At 70.5% G+C, this 16,074-nt stretch carries 15 protein-coding genes and 1 tRNA gene; 6 read left to right on the top strand and 10 right to left on the bottom strand.

What is annotated here, in order from left to right; all coding sequences use genetic code 11:
- Position 1: 1 nt before the first annotated feature.
- The 4 genes from Aco03nite_RS26940 (at position 2) to Aco03nite_RS26925 (ending at position 3,506) form a co-directional block, all read left to right on the top strand.
- Positions 2-1,240, top strand: a complete 1,239-nt coding sequence (locus Aco03nite_RS26940) for a cytochrome P450 (RefSeq protein WP_203799138.1) — start codon at positions 2-4, stop codon at positions 1,238-1,240.
- A 109-nt stretch (positions 1,241-1,349) separates the two neighbouring features.
- A complete protein-coding gene (locus Aco03nite_RS26935; RefSeq protein ID WP_203799136.1) occupies positions 1,350-1,955 on the top strand; it encodes an RNA polymerase sigma factor in 606 nt (201 codons plus the stop codon).
- Positions 1,952-2,938: a CU044_5270 family protein gene (locus Aco03nite_RS26930; RefSeq protein WP_203799134.1), complete on the top strand. Its 987-nt coding sequence runs from the start codon at positions 1,952-1,954 to the stop codon at positions 2,936-2,938. Before Aco03nite_RS26935 ends, Aco03nite_RS26930 begins: the two co-directional genes overlap by 4 nt.
- A gap of 343 nt (positions 2,939-3,281) precedes the next feature.
- A complete protein-coding gene (locus Aco03nite_RS26925; protein ID WP_203799131.1) occupies positions 3,282-3,506 on the top strand; it encodes a hypothetical protein in 225 nt (74 codons plus the stop codon).
- Here Aco03nite_RS26925 and Aco03nite_RS26920 read toward each other — a convergent pair.
- The 7 genes from Aco03nite_RS26920 to Aco03nite_RS26890 form a co-directional block, all read right to left on the bottom strand.
- Positions 3,468-3,555: transfer RNA gene (locus tag Aco03nite_RS26920), tRNA-Leu, on the bottom strand. The two genes, Aco03nite_RS26925 and Aco03nite_RS26920, sit on opposite strands and share 39 nt — an antisense overlap.
- 54 nt (positions 3,556-3,609) lie before the next feature.
- Positions 3,610-5,127: a GGDEF domain-containing protein gene (locus Aco03nite_RS26915; protein WP_203799127.1), complete on the bottom strand. Its 1,518-nt coding sequence runs from the start codon at positions 5,125-5,127 to the stop codon at positions 3,610-3,612.
- A 50-nt stretch (positions 5,128-5,177) separates the two neighbouring features.
- On the bottom strand, positions 5,178-5,783 hold the full coding sequence (locus tag Aco03nite_RS26910) for a hypothetical protein (RefSeq protein WP_203799112.1): 606 nt from the start codon (positions 5,781-5,783) through the stop codon (positions 5,178-5,180).
- On the bottom strand, positions 5,780-7,102 hold the full coding sequence (locus tag Aco03nite_RS26905) for a hypothetical protein (RefSeq protein WP_203799109.1): 1,323 nt from the start codon (positions 7,100-7,102) through the stop codon (positions 5,780-5,782). The genes Aco03nite_RS26910 and Aco03nite_RS26905 overlap by 4 nt, the downstream gene beginning before the upstream one ends.
- Positions 7,099-7,902 (bottom strand): ABC transporter ATP-binding protein, encoded by an 804-nt coding sequence (locus tag Aco03nite_RS26900; RefSeq protein WP_203799106.1) that lies wholly within the window; start codon positions 7,900-7,902, stop codon positions 7,099-7,101. Before Aco03nite_RS26900 ends, Aco03nite_RS26905 begins: the two co-directional genes overlap by 4 nt.
- Positions 7,903-7,917: 15 nt before the next feature.
- Positions 7,918-8,718 (bottom strand): cupin domain-containing protein, encoded by an 801-nt coding sequence (locus Aco03nite_RS26895; RefSeq protein WP_203799103.1) that lies wholly within the window; start codon positions 8,716-8,718, stop codon positions 7,918-7,920.
- On the bottom strand, positions 8,715-9,257 hold the full coding sequence (locus tag Aco03nite_RS26890; RefSeq protein WP_203799101.1) for an RNA polymerase sigma factor: 543 nt from the start codon (positions 9,255-9,257) through the stop codon (positions 8,715-8,717). Before Aco03nite_RS26890 ends, Aco03nite_RS26895 begins: the two co-directional genes overlap by 4 nt.
- Positions 9,258-9,517: 260 nt before the next feature.
- On the opposite strand from Aco03nite_RS26890, the gene Aco03nite_RS26885 reads away from it, so the two are divergent.
- On the top strand, positions 9,518-9,913 hold the full coding sequence (locus Aco03nite_RS26885) for a hypothetical protein (protein ID WP_203799100.1): 396 nt from the start codon (positions 9,518-9,520) through the stop codon (positions 9,911-9,913).
- A 53-nt stretch (positions 9,914-9,966) separates the two neighbouring features.
- Here Aco03nite_RS26885 and Aco03nite_RS26880 read toward each other — a convergent pair whose 3' ends face one another.
- The 3 genes from Aco03nite_RS26880 to Aco03nite_RS26870 form a co-directional block, all read right to left on the bottom strand.
- Positions 9,967-11,310, bottom strand: a complete 1,344-nt coding sequence (locus Aco03nite_RS26880; protein ID WP_203799099.1) for a glycoside hydrolase family 6 protein — start codon at positions 11,308-11,310, stop codon at positions 9,967-9,969.
- Positions 11,311-11,423: 113 nt separating this feature from the next.
- Positions 11,424-12,785 carry a class I adenylate-forming enzyme family protein gene (locus Aco03nite_RS26875; RefSeq protein ID WP_203799098.1) on the bottom strand — a complete coding sequence of 454 codons (1,362 nt, stop codon included), beginning with the start codon at positions 12,783-12,785 and terminating at the stop codon, positions 11,424-11,426.
- Positions 12,786-12,787: 2 nt separating this feature from the next.
- On the bottom strand, positions 12,788-14,305 hold the full coding sequence (locus Aco03nite_RS26870; protein ID WP_203799097.1) for an NAD(P)-binding domain-containing protein: 1,518 nt from the start codon (positions 14,303-14,305) through the stop codon (positions 12,788-12,790).
- 63 nt (positions 14,306-14,368) lie between these two features.
- Here Aco03nite_RS26870 and Aco03nite_RS26865 point away from each other — a divergent pair, with 63 nt between their 5' ends.
- The gene (locus Aco03nite_RS26865) at positions 14,369-15,862 is read left to right on the top strand and encodes an aromatic amino acid ammonia-lyase (protein WP_239145451.1); all 1,494 of its coding nucleotides are present in this window, start codon (positions 14,369-14,371) and stop codon (positions 15,860-15,862) included.
- Positions 15,863-16,074: the final 212 nt, after the last annotated feature.

Raw genomic sequence — 16,074 nt, 5'->3', positions numbered from 1 at the left:
CATGACCAGCGCACTCGCCGAGAGCTACGACCCGCTCGGAGCCCATGCCGAGGACCCGTTCCCCTTCCACGCCGAGGCCCGGCGCAAAGAGCCGGTCTTCTACTCGCCGCGCCTGGACGCCTACGTCCTCACCCGCTTCGCCGAGATCGACGCGGTCCTCAAGAACCCGGCCGTCTTCTCGTCGGTCAACAGCCTGCGCGGCATCAAGGCCCCCTACCCGTCGACGATCGCGGTGCTGTCCCGCAGCTACCCGCAGACCCCCGACGCCGTCACCACCGACGACCCCGCGCACCGCCGCCTCCGCCAGCCCTACGCCAAGCACCTCACGACGACCGGCCGGCTCAAAAACCTCGAACCAGCCATCCGTACGCGCGCCGAAGCACTCGTGGACTCGTTCATCGACGACGGCAGTGCCGACCTGGTCGCCCGCTTCTCCGCGCCGCTGCCGGTCCAGACCGCCGCCGCCCTGTTCGGCTTCGCCCCCGACGACATCCCGGTGGTCAAGGAAGGCAGCGAGGCCCAGTTCTCCCTGGGCAGCATCGACTTCACGGTCGAGCAGGAGCTCCTGGTCGGCGAGACCGTCGTCGTCTTCAAGAACCTGGTCGCCGAGTACGTGCGCCGTCGCCACGCGGCCCCGGCGGGCGACCTGATCAGCGACGTCACCGCGGCCTTCGGTCCCGGGGTCGCTCCTGGGGAAAATCTGTCGTACGACCAGGAGTCCGAGGTGGTCACGTCGCTGTGCAGCACGTTCGGCGCGAGCCACATCACCACCGCCGACCTGATCGGCAGCGCCCTGCGCCTGCTGACCGCCCACCCCGCGCAGTGGGAGCTGCTGCTCCGCGACCCGTCACTGATCCCGCAGGCCGTCGAGGAGACGCTGCGCTACGAAGCGCCGATCCCCGCGATGTTCCGCCACGCCACCAGCGACGCCGTGCTCGCCGGCGTCGACATTCCCGCCGGTGCCGACCTCATGCTGCTCTTCGCCTCCGCCGGCCACGACGAGGACCGCTATCCCGACCCCGCCCGCTTCGACGTGACCCGCCGCCCGGCCCGGCACCTCGCCTTCGGCGCCGGCATCCACACCTGCGTCGGCGCGGCCCCGGCCCGGGCTCAGGCCCGCATCGCCCTCGAAATCCTGACGGCCCGCCTCCCGGGCCTGTCGCTGCCCCCGGGCACCACCGTGCCGATCCGCAACTCCGTCAACGTCCGCGGACCCCTGGAGCTTGCCCTGCAGTGGTGAGCAGTGTTTCCTCGCCAGGGCGGATGACCTGTCAGCCGGGCCTTGCTCGAGTCCCTCCAGTCATAGAAAGATTTTGGGAACTTTCCGCTGCCTCCGGACAGAATCTGATGTGAACCCTTCACTACGAACACGGATCCGCGCCGGTGACGTCGCGGCGTTCGGGCAGGCCTTCGAGGAACACGCCGGCGCGGTCTACCGGCACGCGATTCGGGTGTCCGCCGACTGGAGCGTGGCCGAGGACGTCGTCTCGCTGACCTTCTTCGAGGCCTGGCGGGTACGGCACCGGCTGCGCCCGGACGGCGACAGCGTGCTGCCCTGGCTGCTGGGTATCGCCACCAACGTGCTGCGCAACCTGCGGCGGACGATGCGGCGGCACCGGGCGGTCATGGACCGGCTCCCGGACCAGCAGGTGCCGGATTTCGCCGACGACGTGGTCGGGCGCATACAGGAGCGCGAGGAACTGGCCGCGGCGAAGGCAGCGCTGGCGCGGCTCCGGCAGCCCTATCGGGATGTGTTCACCCTCTGCGTCTGGGCCGGGCTGGACTACGCGTCGGCGGCCGAGGCCTTGGGCATCCCGGTCGGCACCGTCCGCTCACGACTGTCCCGGGCCAGGGACAGGTTGCGCAGCTTGGCCGAGGCCGAACTGAAGAGCCGGGGTGCCGCCGCCCACAGCCGTTTTCCCGCCGCCCAGACGATCCACGGGAGGGACCGATGACCGCCAGGCAGCATGAGCAGGACGACATGATCCGCGAAGACCTTCTGCGACTGTTGCCGCCGGCCGATGCCCGGGACCTGACCCCGGACCGGCAGCGGAACCTGAAGCGGACCCTGATGACCGGTATCAGCGCCCGCCCGTCGGCCCGTCGACTGCGGATTGTCCTGGTGACGGCGGCGGCCATGGCCGCGGTGCTGCTCGGCGGAGCCGTAGTGGCGATCCGCCCGTGGGCCGGCGGCACCGAGATTCGCCAGACGTACGTCGCACCGATCATCGTCCCGGTCCAGCGTGCCTCCGTGGACGGGGCCACGGTGCTGCTGAAACGGGTCGCCGCCGCCGCCGAGGAGAAGCCACCGTCCGGCGACAGCGGATTCGTCTACGTCAAGAGCCGGGTCGGGTTCCTCACCTTCCCGGAGAACGGTCCGGACCAGCAGATGGCCGGTGTCGACCCGCGGGTGATGGAGGCGCTGCACGACCGGGAGATCTGGGTTCCGCTGCGTTCCGGTGACGGGCTGATCCGGGAGCGGGGCTTCGACATCGTCCTGCAGGATCCGGAGCCGCACCGGAAGTGGACGGAACTGCCCGCCGACCCGGACGTACTGCTGGAGCAGGTCTACGCCGCCACGAAGGAGGACACCAACAAGCCCCGCGATCACGCTGCCTTCGACTACATCGGCGACACCGTGGACGAGTCGGCGCTGTCCCCGGCCTTGACCGGGGCGCTGTTCCGGGCTGCGGCGAAGATCCCCGGGGTAACCATGGTCGAGAAGTCGGTCGACGCGCTGGGCCGGCCCGGCGTGGCAGTGGCGATGACGTACCTCGACGAACGCACCGAGTGGATCTTCGACCCGGCCACTTTTGAATACCTGGGTCAGCGCAGCTATCTCGTCGCCGACACCCTAGACGGCAAAGCCGGCACGCTGACCGGCACCTCGGCGGTGATCGAGCGGGCGGTGGTCGACAAGGCCGGAAACCGCCCCTGACAATACTTCGAGAAAGCCTCGGAGTTCGATAAACCGTTCCGAGACCGGACCCGGTCTCGGAACGGTCCCCAGTTTGGCCGCGACCAAGACCAGGCTGGTGATTTGCAGGCCTGCGGCATCTGCGACGGTAAGTACCGCGACGTACTCGCCGCCCACGACACCGCGGAGAGGTCGAAAAGTTACGGCAGGCCATCGCCGACGCGGACGCTAAGATCACCCGCTACCGGGCGACCCGCGACGCTGGCGGCTACCCCGCACTGATCGCCGACTGGATCAGCGGGACCACGACAATCAGGAAGCTGCGTAGGCACGGCTGGGTCTCACCGAGGCGCCGCTCCAACGGATGAGCACCGACCAGATCGACGCCATCGCCGACGCGTTCAACGATCTGTTCCGGCTGCTGCGTGACGCCGACCCGCGAGACAAGGCCGAGCTGTACAGCCGTATCGGCCTGCGGATGACCTACCGCCCTGGCCCAGAAACACCTCTCGCCGAGGTTTGCACCCCGGCGAGTTCCCGTGTCTTTAATTGGTGTCCGAGGGGGGACTTGAACCCCCACGCCCGATAAAGGGCACTAGCACCTCAAGCTAGCGCGTCTGCCATTCCGCCACCCGGACCTGCCTGGATAAACTAGCAAGTCGATCATGAACCGACTACGGCGGGGGCGTACGTCAGGCGGTCGGCTGTAGGGTCTCGCACATTACCCGGTTTCGGCCTGAGCGCTTTGCCGCGTACAAGTTGCGATCCGCTACCGCGACCACGGCCGCCTGGGTGCGGGTGGGGGCTGACTCCACGCTCGCCAAGCCGGCACTGATCGTCACCGGGAACGGCATCTCCCACGGGTGGGCGCTCACCGTCTCGCGGATGCGGTCCACCAGGCTCAACGCGTCCGGCAGCGGGGTCCGAGGCAGCACCAGCAGGAACTCCTCGCCGCCCAACCTGGCCGCGAAACCGTCGGGCACCGACGACGCCACACCGTCCACCAGCAGCTGGGACAACGTCACCAACACCTGGTCGCCCACGTCGTGGGACAACTCGTCGTTGATGCGCTTGAAATGGTCCACGTCCACCAGCGCCACCGTCAGCGACGGGTCACCGTCGATCAAAGCCGGCAACCGCTCATCCACGAAACGACGGTTCCGCAGCCCGGTCAACGGATCCCGGCGGGCCTCCTCGCGAGCCTCAGCCGTCTCGAACAACGCCTGCCTGGTACGCGCCTGCGACTCCTGATCCGCGGTGTACCGGCTGACGTACGCCCGATGGAACTCCTTGAACGACGCGAACGCCGCCGCATGCTCGCCACGCGCGGCATACAACTCGGCCTGCTCCTCGTGCACCTGCACCAGAACGTGCCCCAGATCCCGCCGATCACACAACGCCCGCGACTCGTCCAGACTGGACTGCGCCCGATCATAGGCACCCAGACCACGCCGGGCCCGCGCCAACGTCAACAGATACCCGGCCAGCGAATGCCCCTCCTCCTCCCGCCCGTCACCGCAGCGCTCCAGGCACAACAACAGCGTCCGCTCGGCCCGAGCGAAACGACCGTTCCCGATCTCGATCTGCCCGATCGTGTCCAGCTGCGCCGGCTTGAGCTCGGCAGCAGCCTCCCGCAGCCGGTCCGCCAGACGTTCGGCGCGCTCCAGGTCACCGTTGGCGAATTCCATGTACGCGTGATTGTTCAGCACCCACAACAGCAGGTCCGGGCGGTCGTACCGATGACATTGCTCTTCAGCATGCGCGTACCGGACCCGCGCCGCCTCCATCGACCCCAGCCCGGCCAGCGCGTCCGCCAACTTCAACCGATGCCAGACCCGCATGTACGATGTAGCGGTCTCGTCCAGCAGCTCCACCGACCGCAACGCGCATTCCAGACTTTTCGCCGCATCACCCAGCACATAGTGCAGCGCCGACCAGACCATCTGCACCCGGGCCTGCAGCCTGGTCTCACGATGCTGGTCCGCCCACCGGTGCACGCCCCAGATGTTCCGGACCGCGACAACCGGATCGCCGGTACGCATCAACATGGTCACCCGGCACAGCCGCGCCCGCTGGACCAGCAGGTCGTCACCCAGGGCGCGCGCCTGCCGTTCCAGCCGGACCGCGCTGTCGAACGCCGCGACCGCGTCCCAGACCTCGCCGTCCTCGATCTCCAGAACGGCGGCGTCGACGTCGGTCAGCTTCTCCACCTCGCGACCATCGGCCGCCGCGCCCCGGACATGAGGTTCCGAAAACCCGATCAGCGCTGGGCGGCTTCGGCGGGCGCCCGCCGGGCCGACCCGTACCAGGCGTAGGCGACCAGACCGCCGAGGGCCAGCACCGCGGCCGTGCTCACCGCCGCGGTGTCTCCCGGCGCCTGGGCCTGCCAGGTCAGAATCCTGCCGGTGACCGTGTCGGTGTGCGGGAACAGCACCGCGGCCAACGTCCAGCCCAGCGGCAGGAACCAGGCGCGGGCGGTGCCCAGCACGACGGCGCTCAGTGCGGTCAGCCCCAGCAGCCCGGCGGCGTCCCGGACCACCAGCGCGGAGGGCCCGAACCGGGTTCCGGTCAGCTGGGTGACCAGCATCAGGGCCACCACGACGATCAAGACCATCAGCAGGTACGCGGCCCGTCGCGGCCGCCAGCGCAGGGCGCCGGTGCCGTCGAGTTCGTCGTCCGGCCCGTCCAGGGTGGCGGTGAGCGCGGCCACCAGGATCAGCACGGTCACCACCACCATCTGTATGCCCACGTCACGCTCGTCGGAGAACACCGACCACAACGTCCAGCTGCCCACCGTGGCGGTACCGGCGGCGGCGAGTGCCGGCAGGACGTACCGGGACCGCAGGTAGAGGGTCAGCAACCTCATCGGGTTTCGCCGAGCAGGGTGCCGTCGGTGGCGGTGCAGTCGACCGCGGCCTTGCGCAGTGCCGCGACCCGGGCGGTCGCCTCGTCGGCGGGCAGGCTGGTGAGGCCCTGCCAGATGGCGGTCGCCTCGCCGACCATCGTCGGGTCGTGCGGGCCGTTCAGGACCGGTTCGCGGTCGCGGAGCCAGAACGCGGCGGCCAGCGCGTCGGTCCGTCCGCCGCTGCCCTCGCACGAGTAGGGGTTGCTCAATGCCCGGACCAGGACGTCGGTCACCAGGTCGGCGCTGTTCTCGACATGGGCGTCCGGGCCGACGGTGATGCTGAGCAGCACGACATCGGCGGTCTCCGCGGGGTAGGCGTCGGGGGAGAAGGTGGTGGTGTCCTCGTGGACGCGGTCCGGTGCGCCCGGAATCGTCGCCAGCATGGTCAGCGCCTCCCGGGCCGGTCCGGTCACCTCGGGCAGCAGTCCGGCGTGGATCCGGCTCAGGCACACCCGGGGTTCCCCGTCGGCACAGACGAGTTCCTTCGCTGTCATGTCGACCGCGTTGCGGACGACCCGGTCCTCGTGCGGCATGACCGCGATCCCGAGGGCCAGGCCCAGCGCCACCGGCAGCAGCGCGGTCACCCGCCACCGCCAGCCGGCGGCGACCAGCAACAGCAGCGCGCCGGCGGCCAGCCCGGCCAGCCAGAGCGCCTGCGCGGCACTGGCGACGCCGGGCAACGTCTGGAACGGGCCGGGCATGTTCATCTCGTAGATCGGGGACAGCAGCAGCGCCAGCCAGCCCTTAGGCCGGGTCGCGCCGGGGATCAGCAGCAGCGTGGCCAGACCGGCGATGCCCAGCAGCGGCGCGGTCACCGGCGAGGGGATCAGCCGGCCGACGGCCAGGCCCAGCCAGACCGCGGCGACCAGCGCCAGCAGCCCGACCCCGAGCACCGCGAACGTCGCGACCGGCAGGTAGGTGGCGGTGCCCGCGATCCACGCCGCTCCGGCCAGCCCCATCGCGAGGTAACCGGTCACCACCGCGGCGGTCATCGCGAGGACCACCGGCAGGAACCGTTGCGCCTGCGGTCGCGGGGTGGTGGCGAACAGTTCCGCCACCTTCGCCCGCTGGTCCCGGCGGGCCTGCCAGGCTCCGGCCGCCAGCGCCAGCGGCCACAGCAGGGCCAGGTACAGCCGCATGGTCATCGCCAGCTGCATCCAGCCGTCCGCGAAGTAGATCTGCTCGGCGAAGTAGAGCAGCAGGGCGCCGATCACGGCCAGGATCAGTGCGGTGCCGATCGCCGCGGACCGGCGCAGTTCGATACCCAGGACACGGGTCATCGGCCGGCCTCCGCCCGGTTGCGGCGCAGCAGCGCCGAGTAACCACGTTCGGCGGGACTGTCACCGGCGTCACCGTGGCCGCCGTGGGCGATCAGGTCGCCCGGCGTGCCCTGGAACACCACCCGGCCCTCGTTCATCATCACCACGTCGGTGCACGCCGCCACCACGTCCTCGACGAGGTGGGTGGAGACCAGGACGCAGCTGTCGGTGCCGAGGTCTCGCAGCAGCTCACGGAAGTCGAGACGCTGCTCCGGGTCGAGACCGACGGTGGGCTCGTCCAGCAGCAGCACGGCCGGGTCGTTGACGATCGCCTGCGCGATGCCGGCCCGGCGCAACATGCCCCCGGACAGCGTCTTCATCCGCGCATCGGCCTTCGCGGTCAACCCCACCCGATCCACGGCCCGCTGTATGGCGGCCGGGACGAGGTTGCGGGGCATCTCCTTGAGCCAGGCCATGTACTCCACGAACTCGCGGACCGTGAACCGCGGGTAGAAGCCGAACTGCTGGGGCAGATAGCCCAGTTCGCGGCGGACCGTCCGCAGGTCGGCGCGGCCGCCGACCTGCTCACCCAGCAGCGTCAGCCGTCCGCCGGCCGGGGAGACGGCGGTGGCGAGGGCCCGCATCAGCGTCGTCTTGCCGGCGCCGTTCGGGCCCAGCAGCCCGTGTACGCCGGTGCCGAGGGCCAGGTCGAGGCCGTCGACGGCCAGGTGCCGCCGTCCGGCACGGACCTGGAGTCCCTCGGCGTGCACGGCCCAGTGATAGGTGGGCGGCGCGGTCTCTCTCGTGCTCACGATGCGCATCGTCGGCTCGCAATCTCAGTAGTGGCTGGACAGCCCGCGGAGGTGGTGGGATCGCCAGGCGACGACACCGGCCACGACCAGGGTGCCCAGTGCCCAGGCGGGGGAGCTGGCCGGGCGCAGCATGACGGGAAGGTCGGCGGTCAACAGCACCGGCAGCAGTGCGGTCAGCGCCCAGGCGCCGCCGAGAACGTAGGTGGCCCGCTGGACGCCGATGAAGGTGCCCAGCGCGATCGTGGCGGTGGTGAATCCGAGGCTCGGCAGCAGCGCCAGCGCGAGCGGTGCCCCGCTGCCGGCACTGGCCAGGGCGAGTGCGGGCACGACAACTGCCAAAATTGCGGCGGTACGCCGTAACAACATGCCCAGACCCGCCGCCGGGGTGGTGGCGAGCAGTTCCCACGCCGGGTCGTGCCGGCGGCTCCACGCCACGGCCACCCCCGGCAGCGGCGCGACCGGGGCCAGCAGAGTCACCAGCGACGGCAGGCTGGGGAACAGGGTCTGCAGCAGAACCGCGCAGCCCAGGACCGCCATCGTCATGATCAGCCAGGGGGTCAGGTGCCAGACGAACCAGCGCTGGTGCGCCGCCCAGAACCGCCGCCGGCGCACTGGGGCGGGTTCGGTGGCGACGATGGTGTCGATGTCGGCGCCGATCCGGGCGAGCAGGTCGTTGCTCGGATCCGGCAGGTGCTCGGCGACCAGGGCCCGGCAGCCGGAACACTGCTCCAGGTGGGCTTCCACCGACCAGGCGGTCACCTCGTCCAGGATCGTGTGCCGGTCGGCGTACCGCGCAATGATCTCGGGGTTGGGGTGTGTGGTCATGAGAGTGCCTCCCGCAGCGCGATCCGGGCGCGCCGGGCCCGTGTCTTCACCGTGTTCTCCGGGATCCCCAGCAGCAGCGAGGTCTCCCGCACCGACAGCCCGTCGAGAACCATCGCCCGCAGCACCTGACGTGCCTCGGCCGGTAGTTCGAGCAGCGCCTGCTCCAGCTCGTGACCGACCCGGCCGGCCAGCACCTCGTCCTCGGCGGCCGGAGCCACCGTCTCCGACAGGGCGATCGGCGGCTTCTGGGCCTGCCGGGCCCGACGGCGGAACGCGTCGATCAGCCGGTGCGCGGCGATGGTCCAGAGCCAGCCGACGGCACTGCCGTCGACACCTTCGGGCGCGAAACTGCCGGCCGACCGCCACACCGTCAGGTACGTCTCCTGAACCACGTCGGCGACCACGTCGTCGTCGGCGCAGCGACGGTGCAGCCGGGCGAGCAACCACGGTGACGTGCGCCGATACAACTCGGCGAACGCCTCCCGATCCCCGGCGGCGGTCCGGCGAACAAGCGTCGCCTCATCCGGATCCTGATTCACGTCCGACAAGACGACCGCCCCGAGCCAACGGTTTCACCCAGCGACGTGACGTGGATCACGCCCGTCCGGGTCCTGCACGATCTCGACCGTACCGAGATCCTGGTCCAGGGAGCCCGTTCGGGGTTATCTGTCTTCCGGCGACAGGTAACCCCAGGTCAGGGACAGATGCGCATTGGTGTCGGCCATCCGCGTCGTGAACATCGGAGGTGCCGTTCGGACGGACGTCCGGCGGACTTCGTAACCACTCACAGGGAGCCGGAATGTACACACGAGTCAAGGCGTCGCTGGCCGCGCTGGTCGTCGGTGTCGGGTTGGTCGCGTTTCCCGCCGCCGCGCAGGCCGCCCAGAACAACTACGTCGCGGGCACCACCGACGGGGACACCAGCTGGGTGCTCTACAGCACCGTTCGTCACGACGTGGACGGCACCACCGTCACGTTCAAGCCGGACCGGCTGCCGCCGGGCGGGCTGTGCCTGATGCTGTTCAACGTGCGCACCGGGAACTACTACGGCCACGCCCCGTGCTGGGGTGCGGGCGACTACACGGCGAAGAACGTCGCCACGAACGTCGCCACCAACACCGACTTCCGGATCCGGGCCAAGCAGCGCACCCAGCAGGGGAGTACCAATCCCTGGTCGGGCACCATGCGGTACTGACCGGCGGGAGGCCGGGAATCTCCGCCGAGTCGCGGGGATCCCCGGCTGCCCGGTCAGGGGGACGTGCAGGTGACGGCCGGTGTTCCGGGGGTGCCGGAGGCGGTGAAACCGAAGGTGGTGGAGCCGCCTGCGGGCACGCTGCCATTCCAGGACACGTTGCGGACGGTGACTGTGGAACCTGACGAGGTCAGCGTGCCGTTCCAGGCCTGGGCGATGGTGGAGCCGGCCGGGAGGGTCCAGGAGACCGTCCATCCGCTGGTGGCGACGGTGCCGGCCCGGACGGTGACCTCGCCCTGGTAGCCGCCGTTCCAGGTGCTCGTCGCTCGCAGGGTCGCACCGCACGAACCGGCCGGTGACGACGGTGACGGCGAGGAGGAAGGCGACGACGAAGGTGACGTGGACGGTGACGACGGGGGCGGGGGAGAGGACGGCGGGTTGGGTGCGGTGCTCGCCAGGCTGTAGGCGAGGTCCGGCTGGAACGACCCGGCCGCGTACCGGCAGCCGTCGGCCTCTCCCGGCGGTTTGATCCACAGGTAGGCGTCGATGTTGGCGTCGCCGGTGTTCACCGTCGGGTACTGGCCGATGCGGCGGTCGGTGTTGTCGTCGCCGCACCAGTCGCCGCTGGCGCCGCCGTTGCGGCTGACGTCGATGACCTGTCGTTTTCCGGTGGCGCCCTGCCCGTTGAGGGCGCTGATGATCGAGCGGCCGTACGCCGCCTCCGCGCTGGTCGGCTGGAAGTTGGACGCGTTGGTGTAGAAACCGTCCGCGCTCGCGATTCCGGCGGCGACGAGGCGGGACGCCTGGTCGCCGGCGCTGTTCCAGGCGGAGTGCCCGCCGTCCAGGTAGACCTTGGCGTTCGGGTTCGCGGCCTTCAGGGTCTGCGTGGCGGTGCGCAGTGCCTGGTTGCGGGCGGCGATCTCGCTGCTGTTCAGGCAGGTGAGCAGGGCGATCGAGTCGGGTTCCAGGTTGAGCACGACGGTGCGGGTGCCGAGGTTGCGGGCGATGTTGCCGATCCACGTCTGGTACTGGGTGAGGTCGGGGGCACCGCCGGAGCTGGCGCCGCCGCAGTCGCGGTTGGTGATGCCGTAGACGGTCAGGGCGGGGATCTGCCCGGCCGCCTCGGCGGCGGTGACGTAGCCGGCGACCTCGGCGCCGACGGTGGCGATGTTGAAGTTCGACAGCCAGCGGGTGGCGGGCTGGCTGGCGATCTTGTCGCGGATCACGGTGGCCCGGGAGTCGCCGGGGTTCGCTGACAGCCAGCGGGCCACGGCGGTGTCCGGGTCGCGGTAGAGGGTTCCGGAGATCGTGCCGGCCGAGGCGGACCCGGTGACGATCAGGACGCTGGTCGCCACCACGGCGGCGCAGGCGGCGGCTGCTGCAATGCGGGAACGGGACATGGATCCTCTCCTGGGGATGGGAGTGGGAGCGCTCCCAAATTAACCCCATCGATGTTTCGCGGCAACATTTCGTGCTGTTGGCGCGCCAGGATCGGGCGCAGTGGACACGCGGCCTATTTCAGGGCGGATTTCTGTGGTTTGCCGCTCGGGGCCAGGGGGACCTGGTCGATCACCGTCACCGTGGTGGGGGTGCTGGGGGCGCCGAGTGTCGTGCGGACCAGGTCGCGCAGGCGGGCCGGGTCCGGGGTCTCGCCGGGGGTGGGGACCACGAACGCGTGCACCGACTCGCCCGTGTCGTCGTCGGGGCGGGCGATCACGTATGCCTCGGCGACCGCCGGGTCGGTGGCGAGCAGGTGTTCGATCGGGCCGGCGTGGACCAGCGTCGCCTGGACGATGATCACGTCTCTGGTCCGGCCGAGCAGGTGCAGGTAGCCGTCGTCGTCGAGGCGGGCGAGGTCGCGGGTACGGATCCAGCCGCCGGTGAAGATCCGGACGCTCTCCTCGGGATCCCGCCAGTACGAGGAGGCCTGTGCCGGTGTGCGTACGTAAAGCTCACCGTCGTTGATCTTGAGGTTGTTGACCGAGGGTGGGCGGCCGACCGTGTCGAGCCGCTCGCCGGGGAAGGTCATCGAGATCATGCCGGTCTCGGTCTGGCCGTAGCCGTGGAACACGACCGGGCCGAGCACGTCGAGCGCCTCCCGCAGGCGGCCCGCCGTCAACGGAGAACCGGAGACCATCAGGGCTTTCAGCCCGCTCAGGTCGACCGGATCCGCGCGCTGCGAGCGGACCAGCTGATGCAGCTTGCCGACCGTGATCACGCTGGCGGTGGCCCGGTGCCGGACGAACGCGTCCGGGAAGGCCGGCGGGTGGGCGGCGACCAGGGTGCCGCCCGCGGTGAGCGCGAGGATGCCGTACTCCAGCATGACCTGGCTGCTCAGCGAGCCGAAGACCAGATACCGGTCGAGGCGGGTGGCCAGTTCGGCGATCACCGGAGGCCATCGGTCCGGGTGGGCGGCCCAAGCCGCGGACATGGCGGCGTACGTCTGGGCACAGCCCTTGGGCTGACCGGTGCTCCCGCTGGTGTAGATGATCCGCGCGACGTCCGTGGGGTGCCCGGCCGCGCTGACCGGAGACGGCGGGAAGTCCAGCAAACCGGCGACGGCCGTGTCGTCGATCAGCTCGGCGTCGTCGCGGGCCAGCAGGTGCTCCAGCTGCGCCGGGGTGAGACCGGGCGGGATGCCGCAGACCCGGGTGCCGACGGCGAACGCGGCGATCGTGGCCGCGAACGCCTCGGCGTCGACCCCGAGCCGCAGCGCGAGCCCCCGGCCCGGCCCGAAACCCCGGTGCCGCAGACCGGCCGCGATCCGCTGGATCAGCTCGTACATCCGCGACGCCGTCACCACCCGGTCGCCGTCCTCGAAGACCGGCCGGTCACCGCCGGAGGCGAGCAGATTCAGCACTGAAGCGGGCCACATGGTCAGAGCAGCCCCTTGATGAACTGTTGCAGGGGCTCCTGGTGCACCGACGGGATGTTCCAGTGGTTCTCCAGGTTCTCGGCCAGGTGGTGTTCGGCGACCACCACGCCGTCGCGGTGGGCCCGCACCACCGGGTGCAGGTAGCTGGCCCGGTGGGCGCCGGCGGCGTCGTTCTCGGCGATCCGCGGGACGGTGATGTCGAACGGGTCCACCAGGTCGTGGCCGGGCCCGTACTCCAGGGTGACCACCAGTGCCAGGGGTTCCGGCGCGAGGTGGGCGACCGGAACCTCCTCCCGGTAATCGGCCCGCCCGTCGGCCACCGTGACCACGTCGGCGAGTACGGCGAACTGCTGCCACAGCGCGGACGTCACGTTGATCCGGGCGATGATCGCGTCGGTGATCGCCTCCGGGGTGGCGTCGACCGGGGTGGACGGCCACGGGATGTCGTGGTGGCGGCTGCGCAGGATCCGGTACAGGGCGCGGACGCCGTACCGGAAGCCGTGAATGAAGCCGTTCGTCGACTTCTTGAAGTCGCGCTGCTGGGAGAGGGTGCCGGCGAAGTAGAGCCCGGGCACGTTCACCGACTCGAACGCCGGGGACAGTGCCGGGAACCGGCCGTTGATCGCCAGTTCGGGCCGGGCCGAGGCGTCGAAGACCGACGCGTCGAACCGGAAGCCGGTGGCCAGGATGATCCGGTCGTAGTCGATCTCGCGCAGGCGTTCACTGGTCCGGGCGTACCGGAACACGATCCGGAAACCGCCGTCGTCGCGCCTGGTGATCCGTTCGACGGTGCCGTCCAGCACCGCGTTCTGGGACTTCAGCTGGTACGTGTCGAGGAAGTTGTTGTTCACCGCCCGCAGGTGCCCGACGTAGTGCGTCTGCCAGGCCAGCCGGATCGAGTGCGGCCCGGCCACGTGGATCGTCGCGGCCGTCTCGACCAGGGCGTCCGCGGTCTCGAACGCCGAGTTGCCCTTGCCCACGATCAGCACCCGCTGGTTCTCGAAATCCGCCGGGTCGACGCTGACCGTGTCGTAACGCTCACACAGCTCGGCGCCCTCGATCGGCGGCACGTACAGCTGCGAGACACCGGTGGCCACGACGACCCGGCGGGCCCGCCACGACCGGTCGCCGGCCACCACGGTGAACACCCCGTCGGCGAACGACACGCGCTCCACCCGCGTACCGAAAAGGATGTTGAGACCTTGCGCGAAGTCGGCCAGATAGCGGACCAGGTCGTCGGCGCCGGGGAAATATTTGCGGCTGTAGTTCTTGAACAGCAGCGCCGGGTCGTCGGTGAGCAGCGAGTTCCAGTCCGAACGCAGGTTGAACTCCGGATCGTCGGAGCCGGTGAACACCTTGTTGATCGAGATCAGCGTCCGGTGCCGGGGATAGCGGGTGAAGAAGGTGCCCGGCGCGTCACCGGCCTCCAGGACGACGTAGTCATGGCCGTCGCGCTCCATCAGGGAGGCGAGCTGCAGGCCGGCGGGCCCGGCTCCGATGACGAGGTAGTCGTGGGTCATGACCCGGAACCTACTGATCCGATTTCAGAGGGTTCTGAGAAGTCCTGATTAGCGTCGGCGACCATGACGATCAAGGTGGATCTGGCCTCCCCGCTGCGTGTCGAGGACCTGTGTGCCGCCGGTGAACCGATCACCGTGCTGGTCGGGCCGGAGGTCCGGGAACGGGTCACGGCCGGGCGGGTCTTCCTGTCCCGGGTGCTCGGCGACGACCGGGCGGTCTACGGCGCTACCACCGGTTTCGGGGCCCTGGTGGGGTACGCGGGTCGCGCCGACCAGCGGGACCAGGCCGACAACACGCTCGCTCACCTGGGCGCCGGCCAGGGCCCGGATCTCGGACCGGACCTGGCCCGCGCCACCCTGCTGGTCCGGGCGCACTCGCTGGCACAGGGCGACTCGGGCGTGTCGCCGCACGTCGTCGACGCGCTCGCCGCCGCGCTGGGCACCACGTTCGCGCCGGCGATGCCGCGCCTGGGGTCGGTCGGCGCGAGTGGTGATCTCATCCCGCTGGGCGCCGCCGCGCAGGCGCTGCGCGGGCGCGGGCACGCCTATCTGGACGGCGAGCGGCTCCCCGCCGCCCAGGCGCTGCGGCGGGCCGGGCTGGAGCCGCTGCCGCTCGACGGCCGCGACGCCCTCGCCCTGGTCAACGGCACGTCCCTGACCACCGCCGCGCTCGCGCTCGCACTGCGCCGGATCCGGTCCTCGCACCGGGTGATCCAGCTGCTCACGTGTGTGCTGGCCGATCTGCTCGGCTGTGATCCGCAGTTCCTCGACGCGGGGCTGCTCGACGCGTACGGGCATCCCGGCGCGGTAGCGGTGGCGGCCCGGATGCGCACGATCCTCGACGGCGTGACCCCGTCCGGGACGCGGCCGTTGCAGGAGCCGTACTCGATCCGCTGCACCCCGCAGCTGCTCGGCGCGGCCGAGGACGCGTTGCGGTACGTCGACGGGGTGGTAAGCGCCGACCTGGCGAGCGTCAGCGACAACCCGCTGTTCTTCCCGGACGCCGACCGGGTGGTGCACGGCGGCAACTTCTTCGGGCAGCCGGCCGCGTTCGCCGCCGACGTCCTCACCATGGTCCTCGCCCAGCTCGGCAACCTGGCCGAACGCCAGCTGGACCTGCTCGTCGACCCGGTCCGCAACGGTGGCCTGCCGCCGATGCTCGCCGCCGGCCCCGGGCAGCAGCACGGTCTGCAGGGGGTGCAGCTGGCCTCGACCGCCCTGATCGCCGAGATCCGCCGCGACGCGATGCCGGCCAGCCTCCAGTCCCTGCCGACCAACCTGCACAACCAGGACGTCATTCCCCTGGGCACGCAGTCCGCGTTACGCGCCCTGGACCAGTCCCGCCTGCTCGGCCTGATCACCGGCTCGCTGGCGCTCGGGCTGCGCCAGGCCGTCCATGTGGGAGCCCGCACGCCTACCGCCCCGGCGTGCGCAGAGATCCTGTCCGCGCTGTCCGCCGCGATCCCGCCGGTCGACCCGGACCGCCCGCTGGACGCCGAGGTCCGCCTGGCCGCTGAGATCACCGAATCACTGGCAGCCCTGACCCCACCCGAGTGATCGGTCGTCCCATGGCGTTCATCGACCTCGGCCGGCGATCCGGTTCGGATCTTTCGTGCTGTCCAGTCTGCCTGACAGGCGGAAGCGGCTACCTGCCCAACGGCGCCGATCTGCGGGCATCACTGCTCGACGCGTCTTACCGGGCCGACGTCGCCTACCGCGACTGGGCCAACAGTCCCGACGGCAGCTGCACCCATGAGGCGGCCTGGTCC

The organism is Actinoplanes couchii (assembly GCF_016862075.1).
In the GTDB taxonomy this organism is placed as follows: Bacteria; Actinomycetota; Actinomycetes; order Mycobacteriales; family Micromonosporaceae; genus Actinoplanes; species Actinoplanes couchii.
This window is presented reverse-complemented; position numbering and strand designations above follow the sequence as displayed.

Excerpts from the sequence above, each read along its gene's own strand:
- Aco03nite_RS26940 (WP_203799138.1), top strand. The coding sequence starts at position 2 with ATGACCAGCGCACTCGCCGAGAGCTACGACCCGCTCGGAGCCCATGCC.
- Aco03nite_RS26930 (WP_203799134.1), top strand. The coding sequence starts at position 1,952 with ATGACCGCCAGGCAGCATGAGCAGGACGACATGATCCGCGAAGACCTT.
- Aco03nite_RS26925 (WP_203799131.1), top strand. The coding sequence starts at position 3,282 with ATGAGCACCGACCAGATCGACGCCATCGCCGACGCGTTCAACGATCTG.
- Aco03nite_RS26910 (WP_203799112.1), bottom strand. The coding sequence starts at position 5,783 with ATGAGGTTGCTGACCCTCTACCTGCGGTCCCGGTACGTCCTGCCGGCA.
- Aco03nite_RS26905 (WP_203799109.1), bottom strand. The coding sequence starts at position 7,102 with ATGACCCGTGTCCTGGGTATCGAACTGCGCCGGTCCGCGGCGATCGGC.
- Aco03nite_RS26900 (WP_203799106.1), bottom strand. The coding sequence starts at position 7,902 with ATGCGCATCGTGAGCACGAGAGAGACCGCGCCGCCCACCTATCACTGG.
- Aco03nite_RS26895 (WP_203799103.1), bottom strand. The coding sequence starts at position 8,718 with ATGACCACACACCCCAACCCCGAGATCATTGCGCGGTACGCCGACCGG.
- Aco03nite_RS26885 (WP_203799100.1), top strand. The coding sequence starts at position 9,518 with ATGTACACACGAGTCAAGGCGTCGCTGGCCGCGCTGGTCGTCGGTGTC.
- Aco03nite_RS26880 (WP_203799099.1), bottom strand. The coding sequence starts at position 11,310 with ATGTCCCGTTCCCGCATTGCAGCAGCCGCCGCCTGCGCCGCCGTGGTG.
- Aco03nite_RS26875 (WP_203799098.1), bottom strand. The coding sequence starts at position 12,785 with ATGTGGCCCGCTTCAGTGCTGAATCTGCTCGCCTCCGGCGGTGACCGG.
- Aco03nite_RS26870 (WP_203799097.1), bottom strand. The coding sequence starts at position 14,305 with ATGACCCACGACTACCTCGTCATCGGAGCCGGGCCCGCCGGCCTGCAG.
- Aco03nite_RS26865 (WP_239145451.1), top strand. The coding sequence starts at position 14,369 with ATGACGATCAAGGTGGATCTGGCCTCCCCGCTGCGTGTCGAGGACCTG.